We start from the raw sequence: 16326 nt of genomic DNA, 5'->3' as shown, positions 1-16326 counted from the left end.
CCGTGGACGCCATGGATGAGCACATCGTCATGGTGGACGCGGGCACGGGCCTGGAGCTCACCGAGAAGCAACTGGACGAGCGGTCGGCGATCGCGACCGTCCAGTTGCGGCGCAGAGGCGTGCGCGCGGGCGACACGGTGCTCGTCTGCCTGCCCGTCGGGCCCGACCTGCTGGTGGCGGCCGACGCGGTGATGGCGGCGGGCGGCGTCGTCTGGCCGGTGCCCGTGGACCTCGACCGCGCCGGGCTGGGTGAGCGCATCCGGGCCAGCGGCGCGCGGGTCATGATCTCCGACGTGCCGGCGGCGCTGGAGGCGGCCGAGGAGTCACGGGTGCGGATCGTGATGAGCGTCGCCGAGCTGAACGGACGGCATCCGTATCCGAACAGTCGCGGACAGTCCACGGAAAGTGATCGCGCGGACCCGGCCGGAGGTGGAGACTTAGCGGAAATGTGATCCTCCGCTGACCCTGGGCACCGACATGACTCCGCCAGTTCCGCACAACCTGCCCGCAGAGCCCAACCGTTTCGTCGGCCGCGGGCGCGACCTGATCGAGCTGAGCACGCTGGTCCACGACGAACGCGTGGTCACGCTCAGCGGCATCGGCGGCATCGGCAAGACCCGCCTGTCGCTGCGGGTGGCGGCCAGGGCCGCGCCGGGCTTCGCCGACGGCGTCTGGCTGGTAGAGCTGGCCCGCGTGGCGGACCCGGCGCTGATCGTCAACGAGATGGCCGGCGTGCTCGGCGTCCGCGACGAGGCCCCCGGGCGGCTGCTCGACGGCCTGCGGGTACGGCTGCGCGAGGCCAGGGCGCTGATCGTGCTGGACAACTGCGAGCATCTGGTCGACCGGTGCGCCGAGCTGGTCGCCGGTCTGATCGCCGACTGCCCCGAGCTGCGCTTCCTGCTCACCAGCCGGGAGCCGCTGCACATCCCCGGCGAGCTGGTCTGGCGGGTGCCGCCGCTCGAACTGCCCGACGACCACCACCCCGACGCCGAGTCCGTGCTGCTGTTCGTCGAGCGGGCGCTGGCGGCGGGGGCCCGTTCGGTGACCGGCAGCATGGACGATGTCGTCCGCCTGTGCCGGGCGCTCGACGGGTTGCCGCTGGCGCTGGAGCTGGCGGCGGCCCGGACGAGCCTGATGAGCCCCGGCCGCATCGCCGACCGCATCGGCGACCGGTTCACCCTGCTGACCAGGGGCGACCGTACCGCGCCCGCCCGGCAGCGCACGCTGCTGGCCACCGTCGAGTGGAGCCACGACCTGCTGCGGCCCAAGGAGCGGGTGCTGCTGCGCCGCCTGTCGGTCTTCGCCGGGCTGTTCGACCTGGCCGTGGCCGAGCGGGTGTGCGCCGACGGCGGCATCGTGCGCAGGGCCGAGCTGCTCGACCTGCTCAGCGGCCTGGTGGACAAGTCGCTGGTGCTCCACCACGACGGGCGCTACCGCCTCCTGGAGACCATCAGGCAGTACGCCGCCGAGCGGCTGGCCGAGGCGGGCGAGCTGACGCGGCTGCGCGACCGGCACCTGCGGGTGATCTGCGAGGAGATGGAGTTCTGCTACCAGGCCGGCGCGCTCGACCCTCGCATGCCCTGGCCCGCCCGCGTCCCCCACTTCGCCAGGGGCCGCGCGCTGATGGACGACTGCCGGGCGGCGGTGGAGCGGGCGGTGGAGTCGGCCGACCCGGTGCTCGGGCTGCGCCTGGCCCGCGCCGCCCTGGCGATCCTGGCCGTACGCGGTGAGCTGGGCGAGACCGTCGGCTGGCACCGGCGGCTGCTCGCCCTCGACCTGTCGCGGGTGCCCTCCGACGTGGTCGCCGTGGCCAAGGGCGGCCTGGCGTACGGGCTGGAGATCTGCGACGAGCTGGCCCGTGCGGAAGAGCTGGTGGTGCAGGGCGTCGAGGAGCAGAAGCGGCATCCGTACACCCACTGGCTGGGCGTCACCTACAGCGTCGCGCTTGCCGTGTTCTTCCGCACCGGTCAGAGCGAGAAGGCGCTGCGTTACCTGGAGGAGCTGGAGGCGGCGGCCACCGCGCACGACGACCCGTTCAACCTGGCCACGGTCCGCATCGCCCAGCTCAACCTGGCGCTCTTCCGCGGCCAGCTCCGCCAGGCCCGCCGGCGCGGCGAGGAGGCGCTGGCCCTGGCCAGGGAGGCCGGCCACCACTGGACGCTGGCCAGGGCGCTGACCCACCTGGGCGCGGTGGCCGAGGCCGCGGGCGACCTGGAGGCCGCCGTGACCTGCCACACCTCGGCCCTGCCGCTGCTGGAGGACATGGGCAACCGGGTCGAGCTGGCCCGCTGCCAGGCCAAGCTGGGCCGGGTGTCGGCGCGGATGCACGACTATCCGGCCGCCCGGCTGCATCTGGCCGCGAGCCTGGAGCTGAGCACCCGCACCGGCCAGCGCAGGGGCGTGGTGCGGGCGCTGATGGCCATGTCGGCGCTGGCGGGCGAGCAGGGCGACCTGGAGGGCGCGGTGCTGGCCGCCGCCGCCGCGACCGCGCTGCGCGAGGCCATCGGCCAGTACGGCGTCCCCGGCCCGGTCCAGGAGCTGCTCACCCGGGCCAGGGGCGGGCTCGGCGAGGGGCGGGTGTCGCTGCTGTGGGCCAAGGGCGCCCGGCAGTCGCCCGAGGAGGTCGCCAGGCGCGTGCTCGACCCCGGCCAGGCCGTCCCGGCGGGCGGGCCCCGGCCGATGAACGGCTCCTGGCAGAGCGGGCTGACCGGCCGGGAGCTGGAGATCGCCGCGCTGCTCACGGGCGGGCTGAGCAACCGGGCCATCGCGCTGAAGCTGGTGATCAGCCCGGCCACCGTGGCCCGGCACGTAGCCAACATCATGGAGAAGCTGGGCTTCGCCTCCCGGGCGCAGATCGCGGTGTGGGCCACCGAGCACGGCCTCGAATCGCACCCCACATAAGCTGGTATTCATGCCTTTCGCGCCCAATTTCCCGGTGATGCTCAGAACCGAGGACGGTGTGCGCATCGACGCCGTCCACACGCCCTCGGCGGCCGGGGACATCGGGATCGTCATGGCGCACGGCTTCACCGGGTCGTGGCGCGAGCGCACCGCCCGCCGCATCGCGCACGTGCTCAGCGGCTACGGCGGTGTGCTCGCGTTCGACTTCCGCGGGCACGGCCGTTCGGGGGGCGAGACGACCGTGGGCGACCTGGAGATCCTCGACGTGGAGGCGGCCGTACGGCATGCCCGGGTGGTCGGCTACCGCCGGATCGCGGTCGTGGGCTTCTCCATGGGCGCGGCGGTGGCCGTACGGCATGCGGCGCTGCGCCGGGGCGTGGACGCGGTGGCGGCCGTCAGCGGCCCGGCCCGCTGGTACTACCGGGGCACCAAGCCCATGCGCCAGGTCCACTGGGCCATCGAGCAGCCGTTCGGCAGGTTCGCCGCGCGGGTGGCCAAGCGCACCAGGATCGCCAGTGGGCAGTGGGACCCGATCCCGATGCCGCCGCACGAGGCGGCCGCCCTGGTCTCGCCCGCGCCGCTGCTGATCGTGCACGGCGACGCCGACGCCTTCTTCCCGCTGGACCACGCCCACCAGCTCTACGACGGCGCCCGCGAGCCCAAGGAGCTGTGGATCGAGCCCGGCTACGGGCACGCGGAGTCGGCCGCCAGCCCCGAACTCATCCGGCGTATCGGTAAATGGATCTCCTCGAACCTTTCGTGAGTAATACGCGTCTACCTAAGGCGGATGGAAAGGATCCGCCGGGAGAAAAGTCCCTGGGGAAGGAAACCGCCTGTGCGGTGGCCGTGGGACATACTTCAGTAGTCGGGCAGTCGCCCACTGTAGGCGGCCGATCCGGCACCTAGCGTCGCGGGGGCACGCTGGGTGCCTTCCCGGCCCGGGAGGGGCCTCGCGGCGCGCGGGGCCCCTCCCGTCCGCCGTTCTCAGCCCAGCCGGGCGATCGTCTTGTACTCCAGGTAGCCGTTGAGGCCCTCGGGGCCCAGCTCGCGGCCGATGCCGCTGGCCTTGTAGCCGCCGAAGGGCGCGTTCGACTCCAGCATGAAGCAGTTGACGCCGTAGGTGCCGGTGCGCACCTGGCGGGCGACGTTCATGCCGCGCTCGGTGTCGGCCGTCCAGACCGTGCCGGCCAGGCCGTAGTCGCTGTCGTTGGCGATACGGAGGGCGTCGGCCTCGTCCTCGTACGGGATCACCGCCAGGACCGGGCCGAAGATCTCCTCGCGGGCGATGCGCATGTCGTTGCTGACGTTGGCGAAGACCGTGGGGGCGACGTACCAGCCGCGGTCGCGGGGACGGTCGAGGCCGCCGACGACGACCTTGGCGCCCTCGTCCATGCCGATCTTGATGTAGCCCTCGACGCGTTCCTGCTGGCGTTTGGCCACCAGCGGGCCGATGCCGGTCGCCGGGTCGGCCGGGTCGCCGACGGGCTGGGAGTTGACCATGGCGGCCACGGCGTCCACGACCTCGTCGTACCGGCTGCGCGAGGCCAGGATGCGGGTCTGGGCGACGCACGCCTGGCCGTTGTTCATCAGCGTGGCCATGGCCAGGAAGCCCATGCCGGCCTGGAGGTCGGCGTCGTCCAGGATGATCGCGGCGGACTTGCCGCCGAGCTCCAGGCTGACCCGCTTGAGCTGCTCGCCGCAGATGGAGGCGATGCGGCGGCCCGCGGCGGTGGAGCCGGTGAACGCCACCTTGTCGACGCCGGGGTGCGAGACAAGGTGCTCGCCCACCTCGCGTCCGGCGGGCACGATGTTGAGCACGCCCGCCGGGATCCCGGCCTCGGCCGCCCACTCGGCCAGCAGGTACGCGTCCAGCGGCGTCTCGGGCGCGGGCTTGAGCACGATCGCGCACCCGGCCAGCAGGGCCGGCGCGACCTTGGTCATGGTCACGAACTGGGGCACGTTCCAGGGCACGATCGCCGCGACGACGCCGACCGGCTCGCGCCGCACGGTGATCGGCCCGAACAGCCCCGGACGCTCCTCCTCCTGCGCGAACTCCTTGCCCAGCCCGGCGTAGAACTGCAGCATGCCGAGCGGCTGCGGCGCCTGGGCGAGGTTGGAGAAGGTGATGGGCGAGCCCATCTCCTCGGTGATCAGGGCGGCCATCTCGCCCTGCCGCTCGTTGTAGATCGCGGCCAGCCGCTCGATCACGGCGGCCCGCTCGGCGAACGTCATGCGCGGCCACGGCCCGTGGTCGAACGCCTGGCGGGCGGCGGCCACCGCGCGGTTCACGTCCTCGGCCGTGCTGTCGGGGACGCGGCCCACGACCTCCTCGGTGTGCGGGGAGATGACGTCGATCGTCCCGGTGCCCGCGGGGGTCACCCATTCGCCCCCGATGAACAGCTTGTCGTGCTGGCGCATGTCGTGAGCCTCCTGCTTGACCGAATGCTTGCTTGTTGGCCGTACGCCTCAAGGCGACCGAACCATGTTCTGTCCGTACACGCAAGAGGGGCGTGCCGCAACCCTCCGGGCGCCGGCAAGTGGTCCTCGCTGTTTCCGACACAAGACCATGAACTTCGCCAAAGGTGCGCCACTTGGCACGTTCGGATGACAGCAATCAAGATCATCTTCTATAGTTTCGGTCCGTCTATGCGAGGAGGGGACGGGTGTGAGGATCTGGCGGCTCGCCGCGGTCGTCGTCGTCCTCTCCGGGCTGCTCGGCTTCCCCTTCCCGCGGCCGGCGTCGGCCGATCCCAACATCGATGAGCTGCGCAGACTCACCAAACAGGCGTCCCGGCTCAACGACCTCTACCGCGGCCAGATCCAGAGCCTGGAGGAGATCAGGGTCCAGGCCAAGAACGCCACCGACACCTCCGGCGACCTGGCGGCACGCCTGGCCGCGGCCCAGGCCGACGTGGCCGACATCGCGCGGCAGACCTACGTCAACGGCCCCCTCGACGGCGTGCAGCTCTTCGGCCTGAGCGTCGACCCGGCCATCGCGCTCGGGCAGGCCGCGAACATGTCGTACATGGCCACCGAGCGCACCGAGCGCGTCAAGAGCATCCAGCAGCTCATCGCGAAGTCCAAAGAGGCCAAGCTCAACGCCAACGACAAGATCAGCAAGCTGAAGAAGGAGATCAGGACCCTTCAGGGCAAGCGGCGCGAGATCGAGCGCCTGCTCGCCAAGTACGGCTTCCAGCAGCCCGGCGGCGCCGACGGCCTGACCCCGCGACTGATCGCGGTCCGCGCCGAGATCATGCAGAACTTCCCGATGAAGTACGGCGTGGGCTGCCTGCGCCCCGGCGACCCCGGCGAGCACGGCAAGGGCCGGGCCTGCGACTTCATGATGTCCCCCGGCGGCACCATGGCCGCCGGGGCCGACGCCGACCGCGGGGACGCCCTGGCCGAATGGCTCATCAGGAACGGCTCGCGGCTCGGCGTCATGTACATCATCTGGAAGCAGCGGTACTACGACATCCGGTCAGGCGGGGGCTGGGACCCCATGTCCGACCGGGGCGGCGTGACCGCCAACCACTACGACCACGTTCACGTGTCGGTGTTCTGAGCGACGCGCTCCCGGTACCACGCGTAGGACGCCTTGGGGGTGCGGCGGCCCGTGGCGAAGTCCACGTGCACCAGGCCGAAGCGCTGGTGGTAGCCCTCGGCCCACTCGAAGTTGTCCAGCAGCGACCAGACGAAGTAGCCGCGCACGTCCACGCCCTCGGCCCGGGCGGCCATGACGGCGTCGATGTGGGCGCGCAGGTAGTCGATGCGGGCCTGGTCCTCGACGGTTCCCCGCGGGGTGAGCTCGTCCGGCTGGGAGCAGCCGTTCTCGGTGATGTGGATGGGCGGGAGCGCGCTGCCGTACCGGGCCTTGAGGCCGGTCAGGAGCTCGCGCAGGCCGTCGGGGACGACCGGCCAGCCGAACGCGGTGGTGGGATACCCGGTGAGGCCGGTGTCGGTGAACGGGAGCACCTCGCCGGGAGGCGGGGCGGCGATCCGGGTGGGGTTGTAGTAGTTGATGCCGAGGGCGTCCAGGGGGGCGGAGATGGTCTCCAGGTCGCCGTCGCGCAGGAAGTCCAGAGCGGGGACGTAGGCCGAGAGGTCTGGATAGCTCCCCAGGAGCACGGGGTCGTTGAACAGGCGGTTGTGCAGGACGTCGTAGGCGTCGGCGGCCCTGACGTCCGCCTCCTCCTGCGAGGCGGCCCAGACCGGCGTGCAGTTGTTGGTGATGGCCACCTGCCGCGCGCCCGCCGCCCGCAGGGCCCCGACCGCCAGGCCGTGGCCGAGGAGCTGGTGGTGGGCCACGGGAAGGGCGTCGAGCAGGAGGGCCTGGCCGGGGGCGTGGATGCCCATGGCGTGGCCGAAGGCCATGTGGACGAAGGGCTCGTTCAGGGTGATCCACAGGGGGATGCGGTCGGCCAGGCGCTCGGCGACGATCGCGGCGTAGTCGGCGAAGCGTCCGGCCGTGTCGCGGTTCGTCCAGCCGCCCTCGTCCTGGAGGGCCTGGGGGAGGTCCCAGTGGAAGAGCGTGGGCACGGGCTGGATGCCGGCCGCCAGCAGGCCGTCGGTCAGGCGTTCGTAGAAGTCGAGGCCCTTGGGGTTGACCTCGCCGGCGCCGAGGGGCTGCACGCGCGGCCAGGCGATGGAGAAGCGGTAGGCGTTCACGCCGAGGCCGGACATGAGCCCGATGTCCTCGGGCCAGCGGTGGTAGTGGTCGCAGGCCACGTCGCCGGTGTGGCCGTCCCTGGTGCGGCCGGGCTCGTGGGCGAAGGTGTCCCAGACGGACGCGCCCCGGCCGTCCTCGGTCACCGCGCCCTCGATCTGGTAGGCGGCGGTCGCCGTACCCCATAAGAACATCTCGGCTCCTTTATGCGAGTATGGCTCATGTTAACGGACGGCAAAGAGGCCGGTCTGTACCTGCTGGTAATAAGCCAGGATGGGGAGCATGACGAGTACCTTGCGCCGCCGTCCCGCCCAGCGCCGGAGCGTGGAGCGGGTGGAGCGGATGCTCGACGAGTGCGCGCTCCTGCTCGACGAGGTCGGCTACGAGGCGTTGACCACGAAGGAGGTCGCGCGCCGCGCCGAGGTCCCCATCGGCACCTTCTACCAGTTCTTCCGCGACAAGCAGGGCCTGGTGCGCGCCCTCGCGCTGCGCAACCTGGAGGCGTTCCTCCAGCGGGTCACCCAGCGCATCGCCGAGGCCGACCTCGGCCACTGGACCGACCTGGTCGACCTGGCCATCGACGAGTTCGTCGACATGAAACGCACCACCCCGGGGTTCGGGGTGGTCGACTTCGGCGAGGTGCTGCCCACCCCCGGCGGGCCGCCGCTGGAGGGCACCAAGCGCACGCTCGACAGCGCCCTCGACAACAACGTCATCGTGGCCGACCGGCTGCGCGCGCTCACCCTCGCCCTGCTCCACGCGCCCGCCGGCCCCGGGCTCGACCGGGCGCTCGTGGTGGCCGTCGAGGCCACGGACGCCGTGCTCAAGCTCGCCTTCCGGGTCGATCCCGACGGCGACGCCGACCTGATCGCCGAGTGCAAGCAGCTCGTCCGCCGCTATCTCGCCGACCACCTGCCCTGATCCCGTCAGGCGACCGCGCCGAGGCGGGCGTGCAGCTCGGCGTCCAGCTTGACGTCCGCCGCGCCGACGACCTCGTCGAGCTGGGCCGTCGTGGACACGCCCACCACGGGCACGTGGCCGTCGGCCATCAGCCACGCCAGCACCACCTGGTTGGGCGTCGCGCCCAGCTCGCCGGCGACCTCGCGCAGCACGGCCAGGCGGCGGGCCGTGCCCGGGTGGTCGTAGATCTCCGGCATCGGCCGGTCCGCCCGCGTGTACGCCCCCGACATCAGCGTGTTGTAGGCCCACAACGTCACGTCCGGCTCGGCGGCGACGTAGTCGAGGGTCTCGTCCGAGGCCAGCGTGTGGCCGCCCTCCGGGAGCCGGGTGAAGGGCCGCGGGCGCAGGTAGGTGTGGCGGAGCTGCACATGACCGTACGGCAGCCAGCCGCGCGCGCCTGAGACGTTCCTGGCCCGCTCCAGCCGCCAGGCGGCGATGTTGCTCGCTCCCAGCGCGCGGACCTTGCCCTGTTCGGCCAGCGTGTTCAGGGCGCCCAGCGTCTCCGACAGCGGCACCGAACGGTCCTCGATGTGCGACCAGTACAGGTCGATGTGGTCCGTCCGCAGCCTCCGGAGGCTGCCTTCGGCGGCCCGCGTGACGGCCGCCGCCGACAGGCCCTCGGCCGAGCCGAGTGTGCGGTCGCCGGGCACGGTCGGCCGGGCCCCGCCCTTGGTGCCGATGAAGATCCGGTCCCGGTTGCCGCGCGCGGCCAGCCAGGCCCCGACGGCCTCCTCGCTCTCGTCCCCGGTGCGGCCCTCGTCCCAGAAGGGGTAGTTGTTGGCGGTGTCCAGCATGGTGCCGCCGGCGTCCTGGAAGCGGTCGAGGATGGCGAAGGTCTCCCGCAGGCCGACGCCGGTGCCGAACGGGATCGTGCCGAGTGCGATGTTCATGGGCCAGACCCTCTGACCTGGAGCGCACTCCATGTCAAGCCGTTGACCTGGAGTGCGCTCCAGGTGAAAGACTGGGGAGCGTGAGCGTGTACACACCCGCCGAGGTCGTCGAGGAGACCGGCTTCAGCCTCGACACTCTGCGCTACTACGAGAAGATCGGCCTGCTGGAGCGCATCGAGCGCAACGCGGCCGGTCAGCGCAGGTTCAGCGAGGAGGACGTCGGCTGGCTCGGCATGATCCGATGCCTGCGCGACACGGGCATGCCCATCGCCATGCTGCTGCGCTTCGCCGAGCTCGTACGCGGCGGCGACCGGACGATCCCCGACCGCATCAGGCTCCTGGAGGAGCACGACCGGCAGGTCCAGGCCCAGATCGCCAACCTGACCGAGCGCCAGGACTACATCCACCGCAAGATTTCCTACTACCGCAGCGTTCTGTAGCCCTGCCTTGGTGGTCCGGTTGTTAGACCAAAGACCATGGCCGTCACCAGGGCGAAGCGGATCAACGTCCCGCTGCGCCACCTGGCCGCCTCCTGCGCGGCCATGCTGTTCGTCCTGCTGGCCCACATCACGGTCGTCCAGGCGTTCGGGACGCGGGCGCTCAACGCCGACCGGCGCAACGAACGCTCGCTCATCGCCCGGTTCGCCCGTCCGCGCGGCGACATCCTGACCTACGACGGCGCGACCATGGCCAGGAGCCGCCCGGCGCCCGCCGGCAGCCCGTACCGGTTCCAGCGGGTCTACACCGACGGCGAGCTCTACGCCCCCGTCACCGGCTACATGTCCCTCTACCGCTCCACGGGCGTGGAGGAGGCCGAGGACGGCGTCCTGTCCGGCGACGACGCCAAGGTCAAGGTGCGCTCGATGGTCAGCGACGGCGACGTGGCCGGCGCCGACGTACGGCTGACCATCGCCCAGCGCACCCAGTGGGCCGCCTACCACGCGCTGGAGGCCGCCGGCGTGCCCGGCGCGGCCGTGGCCCTCGACCCGGCGACCGGCGCGATCCTCGCCCTGGCCAGCTACCCGTCCTACGACCCCAACGCCCTGGCCACCTTCGACCCCGCCCGGCTCGACGCCACGCTCGGCCGGCTGCGGGAGGCACTCGGACGGCCGCTGCTGAACCGGGCGCTCAACCAGGTCTATCCGCCGGGGGCCACGTTCAAGCTGGTGACGACGGCCGCCGCGCTGGCCTCGGGCGAGTACACGCCCACGGCGCCCGTGGACGCCGCCGTCCGCCTGCGGCTGCCCGCCCCGCTCGCCGGGCCGTGCGGCAGGGCCCGTCCCACGTTGCTGCGCGCCTTCCAGACCTCGTGCGACACCGCGTACGCGGGCATCGGGGTGCAGCTCGGCCAGGACATCCTGAGGGACCAGGCCGAGGCGTTCGGGTTCGGCGACAGGGGACTGCGGGTGCCGCTGGCCGCGACGCCCAGCACGTTCCCGCAGGGTATGGACCGGGCCCGGACCGCCCTGTCGGCCGTCGGCCACGACCAGGACCGGGCCACCCCGCTGATGGTCGCGATGTTGTCGGCGGCCGTGGCCAACAACGGCGTGCTGATGCGGCCGTACCTGGTGGAGGAGGTGAGCCTGCCGGACGGCTCGATGCTCGGCCAGGCGGGGTCGACGCCGTACCGCACCACCATGACGCCCGCCCAGGCCCGCTACCTGGCCGCGATGATGACCACGGTGACGCACGCGGGCGGGCCGGGCGCGGCGGTGGCCGTCCCCGGCGTCGAGGTGGCCGCCAAGATCGCGGTGGCGGACGGAGAGCACGCGCTGGCCACGGCGTTCGCCCCGGTGCGGGCCCCCGAGGTGGCCGTCGGCGTGGTGCTGGAGGACCCGGGCCCCCGGGCCGCGGCGGTGGCCGGGGTCGCCCGCGCGGTGCTGGAGGCGGCGCTCGCCTGACCGCCGTCGGCCGAGTTCCCCACAGATTTGAGTCTGGGCGCGAACGGTAGTTGATGCCACACTCACAGTGATGCTGCGAACCGCCGATTTCCGCAACCTGCCGGCCGAGCCGAACCTGTTCGTGGGCCGGGAGTCCGATCTCGATGAGCTGGTGCACCTCAGCCGGGTGTCGCGGGTGGTGACGCTGTGCGGCGCCGGAGGCATCGGCAAGACGCGCCTCGCCCTGCGCCTGGCCGCCAGGGTCGCCTCCGAGCACCCCGACGGCGTGTGGCTGGTCGAGCTGGCCGACCTGGAGAAGGGCGAGCTGCGGGAGCGGGTCGCGGCCGCGCTCGGCGTCGCCGAGGACCTGGCGGACACCGTCGGCGGCCGTCGCGTGCTGCTCGTGCTGGACAACTGTGAGCCGGTGGTCGGCGAGTGCGCCGAGCTCTGCCGCGACCTGCTCGGCGCCTGCCCGAGGCTCACCGTGCTGGCCACCAGCCGCGAGCCGCTGCGCGTGCCGGGCGAGACCGTCTGGCGGGTGCCGCCGCTCTCGCTCGTCGGCGAGGAGAGCGAGGCCGTGCGCCTGTTCGTGACCAGGGCCGGCGCCGCGCGTCCCGGCTTCGAGCTGACCGAGGAGACGTTGCCGCTCGCGGTCGAGCTGTGCCAGGCGCTCGACGGGCTGCCGCTGGCGATCGAGCTGGCCGCCGCGATGGTCCGGGTGTTGTCGGTCAGGCAGCTCGTCGAGCGGCTCGACGACCGGTTCAGGGTGCTGGCGGGCGGCGCCCGTACGGCCCACGCCAGGCACCGTACGCTGCGCGCCGCCGTCGACTGGAGCTACCGGCTGCTCAGCGCCCAGGAACGCCTGCTGCTGCGCCGCGTGGCGGCCTTCCGCTCCTGCTGGACGCTCGACCTGGCCGAAGCGGTGTGCGCGGGCTCCGGCCTGCCCGAGGAGGACGTGCTGCCGCGCCTGTGCGACCTGGTCGACAAGTCGCTGGTCGTGCTCGACGGTGAGATCGCCGGCCAGGCCCGTTACCGGCTGCTGGAGACCGTCCGCGAATACGCGCTGGAGCAGCTCGCCGAGTCCGGGGAGGAGGTGACGCTGCGGCGCGCGCACCTGTCCGCCCTCGCCGGGCTGGCCGGGCGGTTCAAGGACGTCCTCGCGCCGGGCGCGCACACGTCGTGGCCCGTGGTCGAGCGCTTCGTCAACCTGTTCGACGGGCTCAAGGCCGAGGTGGGCGCGGCCTGCGACTGGGCCGTGGCCAGCGGCTCCCCGCAGACCGCCCTGCGACTGCTGACCGACGTGCGCTACCTGCTCATGGCCAGCGGACGCCGGCTCGACATCGCCGATCGGCTCGACCGGCTGCTCGCGCTCGACGCCCCCGAGGTGTCCGGGGGATTACGCGGGCAGGCCATGATCCTGCGCGGTGAGCTGGCGCTCGCGGCCGGCGAGACGGAGCTCGCGGCCCGGTGCGTGCAGATCGGGCTGGCGCTGTGCGTCGACGCCCGCGACGCCTACGGCGAGGCCGTGGGCCTGATCATGCTGGCCCAGGCGACCGGCGACCAGGAGCCGCTGACCCCGGCCCTGGAGGCGGCGCGGCGGCGCGGCGACCCGATCCTGGAGTCGCTCGCCCAGGGCACCCGGGCCGACTTCGGCCTGCGGACCGGCCGCCTGCACGAGGCGCGGCGGGCGTTCGAGGAGGTCCTGGCGCTGAGCGAGCGGCTGGACAACCACCTCGGCCAGTCCTACGGCCACGTCGGCCTGGCCCAGATCGCCCGGCGCACCGGCGACCGGGTGGGCGCCAGACGGCACTACGAGGCCGGCCTGCGCCTGGTGCGGCACATCGACGCCCGGCAGCAGATCGTGAGCTGCCTGGCCGGGCTCGGCCGCGTCGCGCTCGACGAGGGCGACCTGGCCGAGGCGCGCACGCGGCTCACCGAGGCGCTGGTGCTCAGCCGTGACGCGGGCCTGCGCGACGGCATCGCCCGGCGGCTGGCGGCCTGGGCGCGCCTGGTGGCCGCCGAGGGCGACGCCCGGCGTGCGGTCCTGCTGTCGGCCGCCTCGCTGGGGCTGCGCGGCCGCCGCCCCGACGCCCGCGCCGAAGAGCTGCTGGCCCCCGCCCGCGAACGGCTCGGCGAGGCCGTGGTGGCGCTGCTGTGGGCCGAGGGCCTGACGATGACGGCCGACCAGGCGGTCTCCTGCGCGCTCGGCGGCCCGCTGCCCGAGCTGCCGGTCGAGCCGGTCGCCCCGGGCGTCCAGGACAGCAGGCTGACGGCCAGGGAACGCGAGATCGCCGAGCTGGTGGCCCGCGGGCTGAGCAACCGGGCCATCGCCGACGAACTGGTGATCAGCCCGGCCACGGCCGCGCGGCACGTCGCCAACATCCTCGGCAAGCTCGGCTTCTCCACGCGTACACAGATTGCCGCATGGATGATCGGCGGACGCTGATCCCGGCGGGTTCTCTACACATCGGCGCCGTCCGGCGCTTACATCGTCGAATGGCCATGTCAGCGCATGTGCCGCCGGGGCCCTGACGCCTACCGTTCTGCCTGTGATCGAACGCGCTCCGCGCTCCCCGTCCTCGCGCCGGGGGCCGCGGCGGCCGGTCGACCGAGGGACGTCACGCGTCCCGACGGAGCCGGGCCTTCTCGGAGGGGTGGGGGCCCGGTTCCCGGACGCGTGACAGCGGGCTCGAGTCGCGCAGGGCTCGGGCCCGCCCACCTCGCCCCTGGGCTGGGGAAATGCACACCGCTCTACATAGATCGGTGGATGCGGCCGGCGCGCGGGCGACCGTACGTTGACGGGCATGACGCCGTCCGCCTCGTCCTCCGGCACCGTGATCCACGAGGTGTTCCGCCGGGCCTACGAGCGGGGCGAGCGGCCGGCGCTCATCGATCTGCGCGGCGGCCACGTCTACGGCTACCGCAGCCTGGTGACCCAGGTGACCAGGGCGGCGTCCGGGCTGGTGCGCAGGGGAGCGCGGCGCGACCAGGTGGTGGGGGTGCACGTCCCCACGACCGGCACGCAGACGGTGGCCCTGTACACCGTGCTGGCGGCCGGCGGGGTGGCCGCGCCGATCGATCCCGGGCTCGGCGCCGACGAGGTGGCCGGGCTGCTGCGCGAGTGCGACGCCCGCACGCTGATCACCACCCCCGACCTGGCCGGGACGGCGCTCGCGGCGGCCGACGGCTCCCGCGTGCGCCAGGTGGTCTGCCTCGGCCCGGCGCTCGACACGTTCGACTTCCGCGGCCTGCTCGTGCTGGAGCCGATCGCGCTGCCCGCGCTCGACGCCGAGCGGCAGGACGCGCTGACGCTCCCCGGCGGCGCCCGGCTCACCCACGCCGACCTGCTGGCCAGGATGGACGAGCTCGACGTGCCCGTCGGCCTGAAGGAGTCCGACGTCGTGCTCAGCACGTGGCCGCCCGGCGACGGCGCCGACCTGCCCGCGCTGGTCGGCCTCGCCTTGTCCAGGGGGGCGCTGATCGTGGCCGCGGGCCGCGGTGACCTGCCCGGTCACGGCTACGACGCGGGCGTCACCGTGCTCACCGGCCCGGACGGCACGCTGGAGCGCGTCGGCTGAGTATGCGGACCTGTTACCTGCTCCGCCCTTGACGTCGGCGCGCGCGAAGTGGGTTGATATCCGTTGTTGACAACGTTGTCAAAGGTCACCAACTTCGGGGGAATCGAAGGGAATGGTGTGCGATGCGACGGTGGTTAGCGGCCGTCTCGATCACGATGGCGGGCGTTCTCGGCCTGGCGGGCTGCGGCGGAGGCAGCGGCGGACAGGCCTCCCAGTCGGCCGCGCCGAGCAGCGGCGGCAAGCAGCAGGTGGAGGTCTTCTCCTGGTGGACCGGCCCCGGCGAGGCCGACGGCCTCCAGGCGATGAAGAAGATATTCGAGGACAAGAACCCGAACTACACGTTCTTCGACGCCGCCGTGGCGGGCGGCTCGGGTGACAAGGCCAAGGCGTTGTTGCAGTCGAAGTTGCAGGCCAACACGCCGCCCGACACCTTCCAGGGGCACGCCGGCGCCGAGTTGCAGGGCTACATCAAGGCGGGCAACCTGGAGGACCTGACGTTCCTGTACGACGAACTGAAGCTCAAGGACGTCTTCCCGGCCCAGCTCGTCGAGCAGATCAGCGTCGAGGGCAAGATCTACTCGGTGCCGGTCAACATCCACCGGTCGAACGTCCTGTGGTTCAACCCCAAGGTGCTCAAGGACGCCGGCATCGCGGCCGCGCCCAAGACGATCGAGGAGTTCATCGCCGACCTGGAGAAGGTCAAGGCCAAGGGCAAGATCCCGATCTCCGTCGGCTCGGAGTGGACCGCCACCCACCTGCTGGAGAACGTGCTGCTCGGCTCGCTCGGCACCGACGCCTACAACGCGCTGTTCAAGCCGGGCGCCGACTGGAGCGGCCCGCAGATGACCAAGGCGCTGGAGAACTACGCCAAGATCATGTCGTACGCGGGCGACCCGCAGGACGACTGGCAGCCCGCGGCCAAGCAGGTGGCCGACGGCGAGGCGGCGTTCAACATCATGGGCGACTGGGCCTACGGCTACTTCCACAACCCGCCGGAGGGCGGCCTCGGCAAGACGTCCAAGACGGACTTCGACTGGGCGCCCGCGCCCGGCACCGAGGGCACCTACATGTGGCTGTCGGACAGCTTCACGCTGCCCAAGGGCGCCAAGAACCGGGATGGGGCCGTCGCGTGGCTGAAGGTCGCGGCGAGCAAGGAGGGCCAGGACGCCTTCAACCCCAAGAAGGGCTCCATCCCCGCCCGCAAGGACGCCGACCAGTCGCTCTACACCGACTACCTGGCCGACGCGCTGAAGGACTGGTCGGGCAACAAGCTCGCCGGCTCCATCCAGCACGGCGTCTCGGTGAGCCAGCCGTGGCTGGCCTCGATCAACGAGGCGGTCGGGCTGTTCATCGGCAGCAAGGACGTCAAGGGCCTGCAGCAGGGCCTGGCCGACGCGGCCAAGGCCAACGCTCAGTGACGCATGCGGGTACGGCGGGGCGCTCCCGCCGTACCC

13 protein-coding genes are annotated in these 16326 nt (G+C 72.4%); 10 read left to right on the top strand and 3 right to left on the bottom strand.

The window, feature by feature from the left end:
- The first annotated feature begins 11 nt into the window (after positions 1-11).
- The 3 genes from ACIA8R_RS10240 to ACIA8R_RS10230 are packed head-to-tail and all read left to right on the top strand — an operon-like array spanning position 12 to position 3664.
- Entirely contained in the window at positions 12-452 is a 441-nt protein-coding gene (locus tag ACIA8R_RS10240; RefSeq protein WP_397037746.1) for an AMP-binding protein, read from the top strand.
- A gap of 25 nt (positions 453-477) precedes the next feature.
- Entirely contained in the window at positions 478-2901 is a 2424-nt protein-coding gene (locus ACIA8R_RS10235; protein WP_397037744.1) for a LuxR C-terminal-related transcriptional regulator, read from the top strand.
- Between the two features lie 10 nt (positions 2902-2911).
- Complete coding sequence (locus ACIA8R_RS10230) at positions 2912-3664, top strand: alpha/beta hydrolase (RefSeq protein WP_397037742.1); 753 nt, start codon at positions 2912-2914, stop codon at positions 3662-3664.
- A gap of 221 nt (positions 3665-3885) precedes the next feature.
- On the opposite strand, the gene ACIA8R_RS10225 is transcribed toward ACIA8R_RS10230, so the two are convergent.
- The gene (locus tag ACIA8R_RS10225) at positions 3886-5319 is read right to left on the bottom strand and encodes an aldehyde dehydrogenase (protein ID WP_357697740.1); all 1434 of its coding nucleotides are present in this window, start codon (positions 5317-5319) and stop codon (positions 3886-3888) included.
- 247 nt (positions 5320-5566) lie between these two features.
- Between ACIA8R_RS10225 and ACIA8R_RS10220 the strand changes: the two genes are divergently transcribed.
- On the top strand, positions 5567-6463 hold the full coding sequence (locus ACIA8R_RS10220) for a coiled-coil domain-containing protein (RefSeq protein ID WP_397037740.1): 897 nt from the start codon (positions 5567-5569) through the stop codon (positions 6461-6463).
- Here ACIA8R_RS10220 and ACIA8R_RS10215 read toward each other — a convergent pair.
- A complete protein-coding gene (locus ACIA8R_RS10215; protein WP_357697744.1) occupies positions 6445-7758 on the bottom strand; it encodes a GH1 family beta-glucosidase in 1314 nt (437 codons plus the stop codon). The two genes, ACIA8R_RS10220 and ACIA8R_RS10215, sit on opposite strands and share 19 nt — an antisense overlap.
- An 88-nt stretch (positions 7759-7846) precedes the next feature.
- Here ACIA8R_RS10215 and ACIA8R_RS10210 point away from each other — a divergent pair, with 88 nt between their 5' ends.
- Entirely contained in the window at positions 7847-8485 is a 639-nt protein-coding gene (locus ACIA8R_RS10210; RefSeq protein WP_357697746.1) for a TetR family transcriptional regulator, read from the top strand.
- A gap of 5 nt (positions 8486-8490) precedes the next feature.
- On the opposite strand, the gene ACIA8R_RS10205 is transcribed toward ACIA8R_RS10210, so the two are convergent.
- Positions 8491-9414 carry an aldo/keto reductase gene (locus tag ACIA8R_RS10205; protein WP_364084944.1) on the bottom strand — a complete coding sequence of 308 codons (924 nt, stop codon included), beginning with the start codon at positions 9412-9414 and terminating at the stop codon, positions 8491-8493.
- An 80-nt stretch (positions 9415-9494) separates the two neighbouring features.
- Between ACIA8R_RS10205 and ACIA8R_RS10200 the strand changes: the two genes are divergently transcribed.
- The 5 genes from ACIA8R_RS10200 to ACIA8R_RS10180 all read left to right on the top strand — a co-directional run bounded on the left by ACIA8R_RS10200 (position 9495) and on the right by ACIA8R_RS10180 (position 16290).
- Positions 9495-9854 (top strand): MerR family transcriptional regulator, encoded by a 360-nt coding sequence (locus ACIA8R_RS10200; protein ID WP_357697748.1) that lies wholly within the window; start codon positions 9495-9497, stop codon positions 9852-9854.
- A gap of 36 nt (positions 9855-9890) precedes the next feature.
- Positions 9891-11315 (top strand): penicillin-binding transpeptidase domain-containing protein, encoded by a 1425-nt coding sequence (locus ACIA8R_RS10195; protein ID WP_397037737.1) that lies wholly within the window; start codon positions 9891-9893, stop codon positions 11313-11315.
- Positions 11316-11385: 70 nt separating this feature from the next.
- Positions 11386-13740 carry an ATP-binding protein gene (locus ACIA8R_RS10190; RefSeq protein ID WP_397037735.1) on the top strand — a complete coding sequence of 785 codons (2355 nt, stop codon included), beginning with the start codon at positions 11386-11388 and terminating at the stop codon, positions 13738-13740.
- Positions 13741-14098: 358 nt separating this feature from the next.
- Complete coding sequence (locus ACIA8R_RS10185) at positions 14099-14872, top strand: AMP-binding protein (RefSeq protein WP_364084935.1); 774 nt, start codon at positions 14099-14101, stop codon at positions 14870-14872.
- 122 nt (positions 14873-14994) lie between these two features.
- Positions 14995-16290 carry an ABC transporter substrate-binding protein gene (locus ACIA8R_RS10180; RefSeq protein WP_364084932.1) on the top strand — a complete coding sequence of 432 codons (1296 nt, stop codon included), beginning with the start codon at positions 14995-14997 and terminating at the stop codon, positions 16288-16290.
- The last annotated feature ends 36 nt before the right edge of the window (positions 16291-16326 follow it).

The organism is Nonomuraea sp. NPDC051191 (genome assembly GCF_044455665.1).
In the GTDB taxonomy this organism is placed as follows: domain Bacteria; phylum Actinomycetota; class Actinomycetes; order Streptosporangiales; family Streptosporangiaceae; genus Nonomuraea.
The sequence above is the reverse complement of the archived record's forward strand: the minus strand, read 5'-3'. Positions and strand labels throughout refer to the sequence as shown.